We start from the raw sequence: 14,658 nt of genomic DNA on the forward strand, positions 1-14,658 counted from the left end.
CCAACCCAGACCGACTGATAGAATCTAGTACTTCACGGGATTACAGAATGAGTATTCTTGTCGACGAAGACACACGCATCATTACGCAGGGGATCACCGGGAAGGCGGGTCTGTTCCACTCGCAGCAGTGCCGGGCGTATGCTGCGGAATTCCGGCCGAACGAGAACATCCTCGTCGGCGGAGTAACGCCGGGTAAAGGGGGCGAAGAAGTCGACGGCTTCCCGGTCTTCAACACCGTGCGTGAGGCGGTCGGCGAGACCGGGGCAAACACTTCGCTTATCTTCGTGCCACCCCCGTTCTGTGCCGATGCGATTCTCGAAGCGGCCGACGCCGGCATCGAACTGATCGTCGCCATCACCGAAGGCGTGCCGGTTCTCGATATGTCCCGTGTCAGCTACAAGCTGCAGGATTACCCCTGCACGCTGATCGGTCCGAACTGCCCGGGGATTATCACTCCCGGCGTCGCCAAGATCGGCATCATGCCTGGCTATATTCATAAGCCGGGTTCAGTCGGCCTGATCAGCAAGTCGGGAACGCTGACCTACGAAGCGACCTGGCAGTTGGGAAACCTCGGTCTCGGCCAGTCAACGGCAGTGGGAATTGGTGGCGACCCGATCATCGGAACGTCGTTCATCGATCTGCTCGACATGTTCGAAGATGATCCGGACACCGAAGCGATTCTGCTGATCGGTGAGATCGGGGGAACGGCGGAGATCGAAGCTGCTGAGTACATCAGTGAGCACATCACCAAGCCAGTCGGGGCGTTCATCGCCGGAAAGACGGCTCCTCCGGGTAAACGGATGGGGCACGCTGGCGCGATTATCTCCGGAGGGCAGGGGACCGCTGCTGAAAAAATGGCAGCCCTGGAAGCCGCTGGCGTCGTTGTTGCTGAAAGCCCGGCCGACATGGGATTGGCCGTGAAGCGAGCGATTGACAAACGGAAATCTTAAGTGCCGCCTCGCATGTTTGACCCGCAGTTCCGAACCTAAGGATGAGCAACATGATTGATCCCCGATACTCAGGAACTGCACGCCGACGTCTGGCAGCAGTTGGTCTGGTCCTTGTCGCGGTTCTTGTGCAGCCAGTCGCCGCAGAAGAGAAGCTTCCCGCTAAGACCGGAGATGAAGCCGGTTTCCGCAAGCTGACCGAGGACGACTTCACCAACGTCAACTGTCATGAAGACACCTGGCGGTGGGAAGACGGGAAGCTCTACTGCACCGGGAAGCCGGTCGGAGTGATGCGAACGAAGAAGAAGTTCAAGAACTTCGAGATGGTCGCTGAATGGTGCCATCGCAAGCCGGCGGGCAACTCGGGCATCTTCCTCTGGGCGACCGACGAATCGATCGAGAGGCTGGCGCGCGAAGGGAAGCCCGGCTTGCCGCACGGTGTCGAAGTGCAGGTTCTCGATCTCGATTATGGACGCCAGTATGAAGAACGGACGGGAAAGAAGGGTGACTGGTTCACTTCGCATGGCGATGTGTTTCCCGTGGGAGTGACGACGATGAACGTGTTCGCTCCGACGTCGCCCAACGGCTCCCGCAGCTTCCCCTCGGAGAATCGCAGCAAAGGGGTCGATGAGTGGAATCACTATTATATCCGGGCTGTTGACGGCGAAGTTCGTTTGTGGGTGAACGGTGGCGAAGTCTCCGGCGGAGACAATTGCCAACCCGCCGAAGGCTATCTCTGCCTGGAATCGGAAGGGGCTCCAATCGAGTTCCGCAACCTCAAGATTCGCGAGCTGCCCTAACAGCGATATCCGTGTTCGGACGGGGAACCTGCGACATTTTTGCCTCGTTTGCAGGCTGCAACGCAGGACCTATACTGCCAGCGTCACCTTTCGATACGGTAACTTGTCCGGTTGTTGCTCCGACCCGCGTTTGTTGTTCTGACTGCCTGACTTTCACCTTCAACTGAATCGCCAAATCGACCATGTCCTGGGTTACCAACGCCATTAAATCCTCCATCGGCCGAAAGTTCCTGGTGGCCTGTACGGGGCTGCTGCTTTGCGGCTTTCTGGTCGCACATCTCATCGGCAACCTGCTGATGTACGTCGGCCCGGAAGTCTACAACAACTACGCCCATACGTTGCACTCGCAGGAGTTCCTGATCAAGATTGCCGAGGTCGGGCTGCTGCTGCTCTTCATCGCACATCTGTGGCTGGCGATTGAAGCCAGTAGCCGCAACCGAGCCGCCCGTGAGACCCGTTACGCGGTGAAGAAATCGAAGCTTCCGGATCGAAAGATCCCCTTCGCGATCACTCCCGAGAATTACATGCTCGTCTCCGGAATCATCGTGTTAATCTTTCTCTGCATTCACCTGGGCGATTTCACGTTCAATCTCACGATGCCGGAGAAGATTGCCGGACTGGAACCTTACGACAAAGCAATCGTCATCATGCGATCGCCGGTCTCCGCAGTTGCTTATGTGATCGGGTCGCTGCTGTTGATGTGGCACCTGTGGCATGGTGCGACGAGTATGTTTCAGACTCTGGGGCTGCGTCATCCCAAGTACGACGGGCTGACCCAGAACTTTGGTCCGGTGTTCGCTGTGATCATCGGCTTCGGTTTCGCGACGTTCCCCGTCTACGCCTGGCTCATTCCTTACGATCCCCCCGCACCTTCGCCGAATGCTCCGGAAGCTCATGGCGAACCGGATTTGCACTCGATGCAGACATCGCCCGCCTGGCAGCCATTCTCGGTCGAGAAGAGAGTGCCCGGTTGAACAGAATAACGTTCGAAACCAGCGACTGATTCTCTGACGTGTCATCACCTAATACCTGGACGAAATCAAGTTATGTCCGTGTTGCAATCGAATGTTCCCGACGGTCCTCTGAGTGAAAAGTGGACTCGGCACAAGAACAACATGAAGCTGATTGCGCCCAACAATAAGCGCAAGTACAACATCATCGTTGTCGGAACCGGGCTGGCTGGCGGTGCCGCAGCCGCATCTCTGGCGGAGATGGGCTACAACGTCAAAGCGTTCTGTTACCAGGACTCGGCTCGCCGGGCACACAGCATCGCTGCGCAGGGGGGGATTAACGCCGCCAAGAACTATCCCAACGACGGTGACTCGGTCTGGCGTCTGTTCTACGACACCATAAAAGGGGGCGATTACCGGGCCCGCGAAGCCAACGTGTATCGGCTCGCGGAAGTTTCGGCGAACATCATCGATCAATGTGTCGCTCAGGGCGTTCCTTTCGCCCGCGAGTACGGTGGTCTGCTGGCGAACCGGACTTTCGGGGGAGCTCAGGTTTCCCGAACGTTTTACGCCCGTGGACAGACGGGGCAACAGCTGTTGCTGGGTGCGTACTCCGCTCTTATGAGACAGGTCGCCAAAGGCAAAGCTCAGATTTATTCCCGTCAGGAAATGCTCGACCTGGTCATGGTCGACGGAATGGCTCGGGGCATCATCACCCGCAATATGGTGACCGGGGAAATCGAACGCCACGCCGGCGATGCTGTTCTGCTATGTACCGGCGGATACGGCAACGTTTATTACCTGTCGACGAACGCGATGGGCTGCAATGTGACCGCCACCTGGCGTTGCTACAAACGGGGAGCTTACTACGCCAACCCCTGTTTCACACAGATCCATCCGACCTGTATTCCGGTTTCGGGCGATTACCAGTCCAAGCTGACGCTGATGAGCGAATCGTTGCGGAACGACGGTCGGGTCTGGGTTCCCAAAAAGCCGGATGACAATCGGCCGCCGTCACAAATTCCCGAAGAAGATCGCGACTACTATCTGGAACGTCGTTACCCCGCGTTCGGAAACATGGTCCCTCGTGACGTCGCCTCTCGTGCCGCCAAAGAACGCTGCGACGCCGGCTACGGTGTCGGCGAGGGCAAGGCGGTCTATCTCGATTTCAAGCGAGCGATCGCGGAGCAGGGCGAAAAGGCGATCGAAGCCAAGTACGGCAACCTGTTCCACATGTACAAGAAGATTACGAACGAGAACCCGTACGAAACCCCGATGAAGATTTATCCGGCCGTGCACTACACGATGGGTGGGCTGTGGGTCGACTACAATCTGGAAAGTACGTTGAAAGGTCTGTTCGTTCTGGGGGAAGCCAACTTCTCCGATCACGGAGCAAACCGCCTCGGGGCTTCGGCTCTGATGCAGGGACTGGCCGACGGTTACTTCGTCGCTCCTTACACGGTCGGCAACCATCTGGCGGTCAACGATATCGAGCGGAAGAAAGTCGATACGAAGAACCCGGCCTTCGACGCTGTGGAACAGGACGTTCGGGGCAGAATTGACACGCTGCTCTCCATCAAGGGGCGACGTTCGGTCGACAGCTTCCATCGCGAACTCGGTCTGGCGATGTGGGACTATTGCGGCATGGCCCGCAATGCGGATGGACTGCGGACGGCTATCGAGAGGATCACGAGCATCCGTCGCGAGTTCTGGGAGAATGTCCATGTCACTGGGGTCGGGCAGGAACTGAACCAGGAACTCGAGAAAGCCGGGCGTGTCGCCGATTTCCTGGAGTTCGGCGAACTGCTGGCCCGCGACGCACTGGCCCGCGAAGAATCGTGTGGGGGGCACTTCCGCGAAGAACACCAGACCGCGGAGAACGAAGCCCGTCGCGACGATGAAAACTTCGCACACGTGGCCGCCTGGGAATATCAGGGCGACGACGTCGAGCCGGTCCGTCACAAGGAAGAGCTCAAGTTCGAGAACGTCAAACTCACCCAGCGAAGCTATAAGTAGGCCGTCAAAGTTCCATCCTGTTGCAGCAATTCACGTTCAAGTTCAGAGCCCGGACAGGGCAATAGGCAACTGTCATGAAATTGACCCTTCATATCTGGCGGCAGCCCAATACCGAAGCTGCAGGAGAGTTCAAGACCTATGAACTTTCCGACGTTTCAGAACACATGTCGTTCCTCGAAATGCTCGATGTGCTCAACGAGAAGTTGATCGCCGAGGGGCAGGAACCTGTGGCTTTCGATCACGATTGCCGCGAAGGCATCTGCGGCACCTGCAGCCTGATGATTAACGGTCAGGCTCACGGTCCGGATCGAGAAACGACTGCCTGCCAGCTGCATATGCGGCGATTCAAGGATGGCGATGAGATCTGGATTGAGCCCTGGCGAGCCAAGGCGTTTCCAGTCATCAAGGATCTGGTCGTGAATCGCACGGCGCTCGATCGGATCATTCAGGCCGGGGGATATGTTTCAGTAAACACCGGAAACGCTCCCGATGCGAACTCGACCATCGTCCCCAAGCAGAATGCCGATCTCGCCTTCGACGCAGCGACCTGCATCGGTTGCGGAGCCTGTGTGGCGGCCTGCAAGAACGCCTCGGCCATGCTGTTCCTTTCCGCGAAGGTTTCGCAGCTGGCGCTGTTGCCGCAGGGACAGCCGGAACGCAAGACACGCGCCATCAACATGCTCAAGCAGATGGACGAAGAAGGCTTCGGCAACTGCACAAACACCAATGAGTGTGAAGCGGCTTGTCCGGCCGGGATCAGCGTCGAGAACATCGCCCGTCTCAACCGGCAGTATGTCTCCGCAGTATTGACGTCGCGCGACTGACGCGTCCGCCAGATGGTGGCGAAAAATCCATTCGTCGTGCCGGACACCTGCGCCTTGCTGGTCGATGTTGGTTCGCTGCCGTCGTCGTTAGAATGATTCGCTGGACCGAACATCAGCGTGTCCCGCCGGCTGCGAGCAACCGGGACACTCGAAATCGTGCTGAACGGAATGCTTCAAGGAGCGTCTTGCTGTGACCAATTCCACTCTTCACAAGACTTCGCTCAACGATTGGCATCGCCAGCACGGCGGCCGCATGGTGGAATTCGCCGGCTGGGAAATGCCGATCCAGTATTCGACCATCACCGAGGAGCACCACGCTGTTCGACGGCAGTGTGGTCTGTTCGACATCTCGCACATGGGCCGGTTGGAAGTTCGCGGTCGTCAGGCGGCCGAGTTCCTGAACAGTCTCGTCACGATCGACGTCTCCCGACTGTCCGATCATCGCATCCGCTACGCACTGGCGACCAACTCGCAGGGGGGGATTCGCGACGACATTCTGGTCTATCGCCAGGCCGATGCGTTCCTCGTTGTCGTGAACGCATCCAATCGAGAGAAGATTGTCGAATTCTGGTCGTCTCGGCTGAGCCGGTTTCCTGAGGCCGTGCTTGAGGATCGGACGCTGCAAACGTCGATGATCGCCGTACAGGGGCCTGAAGCCGCAGGGATCATGAGGACTGAGTTTCCCGGTGTGGAACAGCTGAAATACTACCGCTGCCAGTCGATGATCGAGCAGGGGAGTGAGATCGTCGTCAGTCGAACGGGCTATACCGGTGAAGATGGATTTGAAATCATCGGCTCGCACGACTTTGTCTCGGCGTGCTGGCAGCGATTGTTCAGTCACCATCAGAAAGCGTTACGACCCTGCGGGTTAGGATGCCGGGACACATTGCGGCTGGAAGCGGGGATGCCGCTCTACGGACACGAACTCTCTGAAGAGATTGATCCTCTTGCGGCCGGGCTGGCCTTTGCTGTCGATCTGGGCAAGTCGGATTTCGAAGGCCGCGAGGAGCTCAATCGCATCCGGACAGCCGGGCCACGCCAGCAACGAGTAGGCCTGGAACTTGAGGGCCGCAGGATCGCCCGCGAAGGCGCCACGATTCTGAACAACGACGGTAAGCCAGTGGGTGAAGTGACGTCGGGGACGTTTTCACCGACGCTGGAGAGGTCGATTGCCATGGGCTACGTTCCGGTTGAACTGGCCGCTCCCGGCACGTCCGTCACAATCGACATTCGCGGCAAAGGCTGCCCTGCTTGCGTTAGCGAGATCCCTTTCTACCGAAAAGGAAAAGGTTAAAACGAAGTTCTTGTTATCAGGGGATAGGTTGGAGATAATCGACACCCCTGTATACTCATTGATGCAACTCTCAGCGATGGTCCCGGCAGGTGCCCGATGGTTCCTGCCCGCTGTTCACACCCCGTTTCCTCTCTGTTCACTATGAAACGATTCGTCGACAGTGTTGCTATCGTTACCGGCCCGAGTGATCGGGGAATCGGGGGAGCGATTGCAGAACGACTGGGCGAAGAAGGGGCGGAACTGATTCTGGTGGGGATTTCGAAACCCCGCAGACTGCTGAAACGGCTCCAGCGCCGCGGCGTTACCGTCCACTGGTTTGAAGTGGACGTTACCAAGACCGAGCAAATTAAGGCCTTCATGGATCAGGTCGTCGAGGACGTCGGCCACGTGGATGTTCTGGTCAACAACGCGGGCGTGGAGTTCTCCAAACCGTTCGAAGAGATCGAAGATTCCGAATGGGATCACCTGATCGACGTGAATCTGACGGGCGCCATGAAGATGACGCGGGCCGCGCTGGCGTGCCTGACGGAGCAGGGGGGCGTGATCGTCAATATCGCTTCTGTGCTGGGAATCTCGGGTTGCCCGGGCTATCACGCGTACGCGGCTTCGAAGGCCGGGTTGATCGGAATGACGCAGTCGCTCGCTCTCGAAATTGCCCGCTATGGACAACGGGCCGTCTGCGTTTCTCCGGCTCTGGTGCATACGCCGATGGCGTTCAAGCACAGTTCGCAGCTAGATCCTGAGACCTGGCAGAAGCTCGAAGCGGCCCATCCGCTCGGAATCGGAAACCCGCAGGATGTCGCCGATGTGGTGGCGTTTCTCGCCTCGCATGAAGCGCGCTGGATTTCTGGAATTTCGATCCCCGTCGGCTGGATCCCGTCCTTCGGATTGCCAGTCCCGAATAATGCAGCCGGGACCCCCACGAGTCGTGGAGTCGTTTCGCTGCTCTCATCGCAGTAGCCTCGCGCTCGCTTTCTTCGCGGAACGTTTTGCTCGCCCCGCCGGGCACGGGGCCGAAAAGCGGTCCCGTCGTTCCGATTCTGCCCCCTGGATTCCCGCTGCGCGAGTCATTTCCCGGGATCGTCACTTTCGGCAACCTTGCCCGATCTCATATAATGTGACGAGTCCCTAGGATAAACAAAAAGTTCCAGGCCGATCCATTCTTCTGGCTCCAGGCTCCCCGGGTGTTCGTTTCCCGAGGTTGGTCTCTGCATCAGCTCGTGAGTTCTCACTGGCTTGCCGCGACGTCGAAACCGTTCCTCAGGTAGCAGGAACCGGAGTCGAAGAAGAGCATCGGTCGCGCTGCGGACGAGGTGATCAACGTGTCCGAAGAACTGACAATCGATAATTATCGCCTGGCCAATCTTGTCGCCAGTGGATCTTCCAGCCAGATCTGGGAGGTCTACGATGAGGAAACCAACGAGCGATTTGCCATGAAGCTCCTCCTCGAGGAGGCATTCAAGACGGCAGAGGCCAAGGCGACGCTGAAGCGCGAATTCAAAATCGCCTCGGCGTTCGACCATCCGAACATCATCCAGGTCTTCGACCATCGGCAGACGCGCAAACAGGCGTACTTCACGATGGAGCACTTCGGCGGGCCGAATCTCAAGCAAATTATCCGTGGCGATCTGCTCGTCATTCATGTGCGATTTCGTAAGCTGGTCGAATGCCTGCTGATGGCCCTTGGGCATGTTCATGAGCAGGGTTGGCTGCATCGCGATGTGAAACCCGACAACGTGATGATGTCCAAGGCCACCGATGTGCGGCTGATTGACTTCTCGCTCTCGTCGAAAGCACCTTCGGCTGTGGCCAAGCTGCTGAGCGGCAAATCGAAGCACATTCAGGGGACGCGAACCTACATCGCGCCCGAGATCGTCCGCCGGAAACTGCCGACGGTTCAATCCGATCTTTACAGCTTCGGTGTGATGCTGTTTGAGTGCCTGACCGGTCGACCGCCATTCATGGGCAGCACGCCAAACGACCTGCTCATGAAACATATTCAGGAGCCACCGCCACCGCCGTCAGCCTTCCATCCCAATATTACCACGGAGATGGACAAGTTCATTTTCCGGCTCCTCGCCAAGAAGCCGGAGAATCGTCCGGAATCGGCTGGGGATCTGCTTTCGGAATTCCGCGCGGTGAAGATCTTCAAGGAGGATCCTGAAGAGCATCACAAGGTGAAAACGGAGAAGGAAAAGGAAGATCTGGAGACGTCGGTCGCATCCAAGCTCGACAGTCGTTCTGACGCCGAACGACAGCAGCGCATTCGTGATGGCCTCGAGGTGGCGCCAGAACCCAAACCGGTCCCGAAACCCGCTCCTCCAGCCGCGAAGCCGGCTGCTCAAAAGAAGCCGCCCGCACCGCAACAGCAACCTCAGCGTCCGCCCCAGCAGATGCCGATGCAGCCCCCGCCGGGCTGGCAGCAGCCGGGGCAGCCTTATCCCATGCAATATCCGGGGATGCCGGGGCAGCCAATGCCGCAGTATCCAACGCAACAGCAGCCTCAACAACAGCGACCCCAGCAGCCGCGACCTTCGCAGCCCGCGCCGCCCCAACAAAAGCCGGCTCAAGCTCCGCCGCCTGCTGCGAAGCCAGCACCGAAGCCGGCTCCCAAGCCGCAGGACAATCCAGAGGATCTGCCTTTTGCCGATGAATTGCCAGATATTCTCTGAAACGATACTGTCCTGATCAGAACTGTTTCTGCCGTCCCAATATTTCAAGACAAGACCGCCGCCAATGACTGTCCGGCCCCTTTCGTTTGAACGCGATATCCACGATCTCGAAGAACGCCTCGAGTCCCTCGAATCCCAGCAGAATCAATCGCCGGAGACGTCGGAAGCGATCAAGAACATGCGGGCGGAGATCGTCCGCCTGCGACGCCAGGTCTTTGATAATCTCGATGCCTGGCAGACGGTTCAGGTCGCTCGTCACGAGAATCGACCGCAGACGCTCGATTACCTCAATCTGATTTTCGACGAGTTCATTGAACTGCACGGCGACCGGGCCTATGGCGATGACCGCGCCATTCTGACGGGCTTTGCCCGGATCGATGGGCGTAAGGTTCTGTTCGTCGGTCAGCATAAGGGCCGCAATCTCAAAGAGCGCAATACGCACAACTACGGCATGGCTCATCCGGAAGGTTACCGCAAGGCTCTGCAGAAGATGGAGCTGGCCGCCAAGTATCATCTGCCGATCATCACGTTCATCGACACTGCCGGAGCCTATCCGGGGATCGAAGCCGAAGAACGGGGTCAGGCCTACCAGATTGCTTACAACCTTCGCGAGATGTCGCGGCTCGGTACGCCGATCATCAGTACCGTGATCGGCGAAGGTGGGTCCGGCGGTGCACTCGGGATCGGAGTTGGCAACTACGTCTGCATGCTGCAGTACTCGTACTATTCGGTGATCAGTCCGGAAGGCTGTGCGGGAATTCTGTGGAAGCACGTCAAGCACGCTGATAAGGCGGCCCGCGCGCTCCGCTTTACCGCGGAGGATCTGCTGAAGTTCAACGTCGTCGATAAAGTTGTTCCTGAGCCATTCGGCGGAGCCCACCGCAATCACCGTCAGGCGGCGACCAATCTGAAGGTCGAACTGGTTCAGGCGCTTCGCCAGATGAGTGGTCAAACTCCACAGCAGTTGATCGATCAGCGTTATGATCGGTTCCGCAAGATCGGGATGTTTGAAGAAGCGGCCGGCGGAGCGGAAGCGGTCGGCTGATCCTGAGTCGACAGGAAGTGGTCATTGCGATGAGTATCAGGCCCCTTCCTTTCGAACGAGATCTCGCTGAACTCGAAGATCAACTTCGTGTGATCGAACAGCATTCGTTCGCCACCGTCGAGTTACACGACTCGATTCGCGCTCTCTGAGTTCGACTGAACGCAATTCGTTCCGAACGCTTTGATCAACTCGACGCCTGGCAGATCGTCCAGGTTGCGCGACATGAGCATCGCCCTCAGACGCTCGACTATCTCGATCTCATTTTCGACGAGTTCATCGAACTGCACGGTGATCGCTGCTACGCCGACGACCCCACGATCGCGACCGGGTTTGCGCGGATTGATGGACGCAAGGTGATGGTCGTGGGGGCGAAGGCGGATCCGACGGGGCACTCGCGATCGGCGTCGCCGATGATCTCTGCATGCTTCAGTTCGCGTATTACTCGGTGATGACTCCGGAAGGCTGTGCGGGGATTCTCTGGAAGCATGTGAAGCACGCCGACCAAGCCGCTCTCGCATTGCGGCTGACCGCTTCCGATCTCTCCGATCTCGGCATCGTGGATGCCATCGTTCCGGAGCCGATCGGCGGGGCACACCGTGAGCCTCGACGGATGGCGGCCACGCTCAAACGTGAACTGCTGCGCGGTCTGCGAATCGTCGAATCGATCGAGCCGCAGCAGTTGACCGAACATCGCTATCAGCGGTACCGCCGCATCGGAGCTTTCACGGAATCGCAGGATGAAGCCATTCCATTCAATGGGCGCTGAACCCGAAAACCAAGCGGTATCCAACGTCCGATAATGTCCGTTATGTATCATTCGCGATTAAAAATCGCCTATACATTCAGAAAACGGGAAACGGAGTGTTTCAGAGGTGTGCTGTTGAGAGCGACCTGACGCGTCCAGTCGTTGCGGTTCGCCGATCTCGATCGACGATGCTTCGTCTCGCGTCGTTTCGACGCACGGCTGTGAATCGGATTGATCGAGCAAGACGCCCGTCTTCGCTCACCGTTCAGCGGTTCTCGTTAAGCGTCGTCGTGTCCGCGAACGCGGTACTGCGGACTCGATGCAATCGACGACGGCACGGTCACAATGCGTTCGTCGATATGCGGTCGTCGGTCGATGCGTATCCGTTATTCGTTTTCGACTCTAGCGTCGCCGTTCAGCGAAGGCAATTTCAGGAAGCGATCGAGATGTCCGCGGAAGACTTTCTCGACGCGACCGGAACGCACGCCCGAACGGCGATCACGGACAACGGCGGAGGGGCCGCTTTCATAAATGCGAATGATGCGACCGTCGTCGGCCGTTCCCGCCCCCCTGCTCCGGAATGCATTCACGTGAGCGGCGAGAAGCGAGACGAGCCGTTCTTCAATCGACTGCGAAACCCCGTCGGTGTGAAGGCGAAGTGAAAGCATGCTTGGCGTGTGGACCAGACGCACGTCCCAGACCGGACGATCGATGAAGCGACCGCGGACATTCTTCAATGGCTGCACCTCAACGGAGATGTCCTCTCGCTGGAACTCTCCATCAACTTCATCGACCGGCAGCACATCGACTTTCACACGGTCGCGATACTTGTCGCCAATCGCGCCATCCTTGCGAGTCAGTTCGTGGATCCCGGTTTCTTCATTCAGATAGGCGGCGGCTCCCAGACCGCGGACGAGAAACGTCACGCTGTCGTTCGCCGGCGATTCGGTAATCTGATCAGCCAGCGGTTCGAACTGCAGACGGTAACGTCGCGCCCAGTGGCGGTACATGTTCGCTATACGCACAAGTCCGTTCTGGGACTCCCCTTTCCTGCTCAGCCGCGTGATTGTAAGAAACGCATCTCCGAACAGCGGCGATTCGCTGTCCTGGTCGATCAGTTCGAGCAGTCGCGTTCGCAACTCGAAGAAATGAAGGTCATCGACGTTGAGCTTTCGCGTCGCTTTGCGGTTGATCGTTCGTCGCAACACGCCGAGTTGCCGCGTTGCCGTTTCGAGCCGAAAGATCTGGTCGGAGATGAACGCGGCTTCTTCCCGATTGTCCCAGAATCCGGGAATGGCGGTTCGTGCCAGCAAATTCGTTTTTCGGGTCGACCAGTGACTCGAACGCTCCTGAAGATCTTCGACCCGTTGCCGAATTTCGTCCAGAGCGTTGAGTTCCGAAATCTGAAACGGGCTCTCGGGTGGCTCGTCATGCAACGGCGACTCGATCTCGATGCTGATTTGCCGTTGCCGTGCCGAGAGATGGATCACCGACTCAGGCGGCACGCGGCCCGTAACCAGTTTCCGAGCCAGTGGCAGAAGCAGCAATCGCTCGATCACGCGTTTCAGAGGCCGCGCCCCGAAGGTTCGCGAGTAACCTTCTCGAAGGAGCAGGGGAAAGACATCGGGATTGATATCGACTGTCAGATTGCGTCCGGTAACGCCGTTGCGTTTCAATACACGTTCGACTTCCAGTCGTGCGATCCGCTCGGCTGTGTCTCGCGTGAGCGGACGGAAGACGACAACACGATCGATGCGGTTGAGAAACTCCGGACGAAAGGTGTGTCCGAGTTCGCGATGGATGTCGGTCGAAAGCGATTCGGATTGATCAGGTTTCTGAAACCCGAAAGCGGGATTGTCGGACAACTGCGAACCGACATTCGACGTCATGATAATGATCGAGCGACGGAAGTCGGCCGTTTTTCCCTGGCCATCGGTCAGCCGACCGGCGTCGAAGATCTGCAGGCACAGATCGTAGACGTTGATGTGCGCCTTCTCGATTTCATCGAGCAGAATGATGGAGAAGGGCTGTTTGCGGACGATGGACGTCAGCACGCCGGGACGGCCTCGACCGCCGTTGAGTCGTTCGAAGGCATCGTAGTGCGCGAACTCACTCATATCGATTCGCGAAAGCCGGCGGGCATCGCCGAAACAGTATTCAGCCAGCGAACGGGCCATCTCCGTTTTGCCGACTCCAGTGGGCCCGACGAACAACATCACTCCGTAAGGCTTCCCGGGGTCGGAGAGTCGGGCTTTGATCATCGTGATCAGGTCAACGGCCGCATTCACGGCTTCCGGCTGGCCAATAACGCGACGGTCAAAGAAGTCTCGCACCTCTTTGAGATTAAGCGAGACCTGATCGTCCAGCAGATGACTCGACACTCCGGTGGACTTCTCAATCACGGAGAGAACTTCATCGTCTCCGGGGAGCTTTGTTTCATCCTCGCGATTCTTGAGGACCTGTCGCAGCAGCCCGACGATCCGGCCGGGGTTTTCGAGTCCGGCCTGCGAGAACTCCGAGAGTTCCACGAGCCGATCGAGAAAGGCTTCCGAGCCGTCCAGCTGACAATCATCAATCACGCGTCGGGCAATACTGCGTGTCGTTGCGTCGTCGGTCGGCTTCAGTGTGACCTGTTGAAAGAGTCGCTTGAGGGCAGGGTTGCTGGCAAAACCTTCCGCGAGAGCTTCTTCGCTGCTCTCGCCGATGATGACGATTCGGCCCTGTTCGATATGCGGGATCAACGCCGAAGCGACATTGTTGTCGGAGGACGAGGACTTGCCGATCGATGTGATCTCGTGCAAAGCCGGGATATAGAGCACGACCTTCTGCGGGCTGGCGATTGTATTGACGAGGCGCGAGAGTTGAGTCTCCCATTCTCCCAGGTACCTTGTTCCTTTCAGGAACTCGGTTGGCGTAATCTGGACCATCGTCCAGCCGCTCTCCCGTTCGGTGAGATAGTGAGCCAGTTCGTAGATGATCGCGGTTTTTCCTGTGCCCGAATCACCTGTGAGCACGGCACAACGTGCGCCCTCACCGAGGACCATGTCGGCCAGGTCGAGCACGAGTTCTTCCCGATGCCAGGCGCGTGGAAGTTTCGCCAGCGTGTCGGGATCTGTGAGGATGGTACCGAGCGACTGAAGGAAATCGCGATCGTCGCGGTTCAGAGAAGAGCTCATGGAATTCGACACGCGGACGGGAGTCGAGAAAGCAGTCGGAGGCGACGGAGCCTCGCAGGGAGTTTTCATTATTGTTCTCTCGCCCCAGTGAATTCAATTTGTTCAGCAGCGATTTCCCTCCCCTGCACTGAAGTTGCTCGAAAGTTCTTTTCTGGATTGCAGACCCCGCAACGACGTGCAGATTGTGGT

General features: G+C 58.0%; 12 protein-coding genes. 11 read left to right on the top strand and 1 reads right to left on the bottom strand.

Going from position 1 to position 14,658, the window contains the following annotated elements; genetic code table 11:
- Window positions 1-47 precede the first annotated feature (47 nt).
- From sucD to L1A08_RS09545, 11 genes are all read left to right on the top strand, one after another.
- Window positions 48-950: a succinate--CoA ligase subunit alpha gene (gene sucD / locus L1A08_RS09495; RefSeq protein WP_238756101.1), complete on the top strand. Its 903-nt coding sequence runs from the start codon at window positions 48-50 to the stop codon at window positions 948-950.
- Window positions 951-1,000: 50 nt separating this feature from the next.
- Window positions 1,001-1,747, top strand: a complete 747-nt coding sequence (locus L1A08_RS09500; RefSeq protein ID WP_238756102.1) for a 3-keto-disaccharide hydrolase — start codon at window positions 1,001-1,003, stop codon at window positions 1,745-1,747.
- 182 nt (window positions 1,748-1,929) lie between these two features.
- The gene (locus L1A08_RS09505) at window positions 1,930-2,721 is read left to right on the top strand and encodes a succinate dehydrogenase cytochrome b subunit (RefSeq protein WP_238756103.1); all 792 of its coding nucleotides are present in this window, start codon (window positions 1,930-1,932) and stop codon (window positions 2,719-2,721) included.
- A 72-nt stretch (window positions 2,722-2,793) separates the two neighbouring features.
- Window positions 2,794-4,713: a fumarate reductase/succinate dehydrogenase flavoprotein subunit gene (locus tag L1A08_RS09510; RefSeq protein ID WP_238756104.1), complete on the top strand. Its 1,920-nt coding sequence runs from the start codon at window positions 2,794-2,796 to the stop codon at window positions 4,711-4,713.
- 74 nt (window positions 4,714-4,787) lie between these two features.
- The gene (locus L1A08_RS09515) at window positions 4,788-5,537 is read left to right on the top strand and encodes a succinate dehydrogenase/fumarate reductase iron-sulfur subunit (RefSeq protein WP_238756105.1); all 750 of its coding nucleotides are present in this window, start codon (window positions 4,788-4,790) and stop codon (window positions 5,535-5,537) included.
- A 190-nt stretch (window positions 5,538-5,727) separates the two neighbouring features.
- On the top strand, window positions 5,728-6,831 hold the full coding sequence (gcvT, locus tag L1A08_RS09520; RefSeq protein ID WP_238756106.1) for a glycine cleavage system aminomethyltransferase GcvT: 1,104 nt from the start codon (window positions 5,728-5,730) through the stop codon (window positions 6,829-6,831).
- 141 nt (window positions 6,832-6,972) lie between these two features.
- The gene (locus tag L1A08_RS09525) at window positions 6,973-7,791 is read left to right on the top strand and encodes an SDR family NAD(P)-dependent oxidoreductase (protein ID WP_238756107.1); all 819 of its coding nucleotides are present in this window, start codon (window positions 6,973-6,975) and stop codon (window positions 7,789-7,791) included.
- 362 nt (window positions 7,792-8,153) lie between these two features.
- Window positions 8,154-9,503: a serine/threonine protein kinase gene (locus tag L1A08_RS09530; RefSeq protein ID WP_238756108.1), complete on the top strand. Its 1,350-nt coding sequence runs from the start codon at window positions 8,154-8,156 to the stop codon at window positions 9,501-9,503.
- Window positions 9,504-9,567: 64 nt separating this feature from the next.
- Window positions 9,568-10,548 (top strand): acetyl-CoA carboxylase carboxyltransferase subunit alpha, encoded by a 981-nt coding sequence (locus L1A08_RS09535; protein WP_238756109.1) that lies wholly within the window; start codon window positions 9,568-9,570, stop codon window positions 10,546-10,548.
- 164 nt (window positions 10,549-10,712) lie between these two features.
- Window positions 10,713-10,997 (top strand): hypothetical protein, encoded by a 285-nt coding sequence (locus L1A08_RS09540; protein ID WP_390896872.1) that lies wholly within the window; start codon window positions 10,713-10,715, stop codon window positions 10,995-10,997.
- Window positions 10,970-11,314, top strand: a complete 345-nt coding sequence (locus L1A08_RS09545) for a hypothetical protein (RefSeq protein ID WP_238756110.1) — start codon at window positions 10,970-10,972, stop codon at window positions 11,312-11,314. Before L1A08_RS09540 ends, L1A08_RS09545 begins: the two co-directional genes overlap by 28 nt.
- A gap of 365 nt (window positions 11,315-11,679) precedes the next feature.
- Here L1A08_RS09545 and L1A08_RS09550 read toward each other — a convergent pair whose 3' ends face one another.
- The gene (locus tag L1A08_RS09550; protein WP_238756111.1) at window positions 11,680-14,469 is read right to left on the bottom strand and encodes an AAA family ATPase; all 2,790 of its coding nucleotides are present in this window, start codon (window positions 14,467-14,469) and stop codon (window positions 11,680-11,682) included.
- Window positions 14,470-14,658: the final 189 nt, after the last annotated feature.

The organism is Rubinisphaera margarita (assembly GCF_022267515.1).
Taxonomy (GTDB): domain Bacteria; phylum Planctomycetota; class Planctomycetia; order Planctomycetales; family Planctomycetaceae; genus Rubinisphaera; species Rubinisphaera margarita.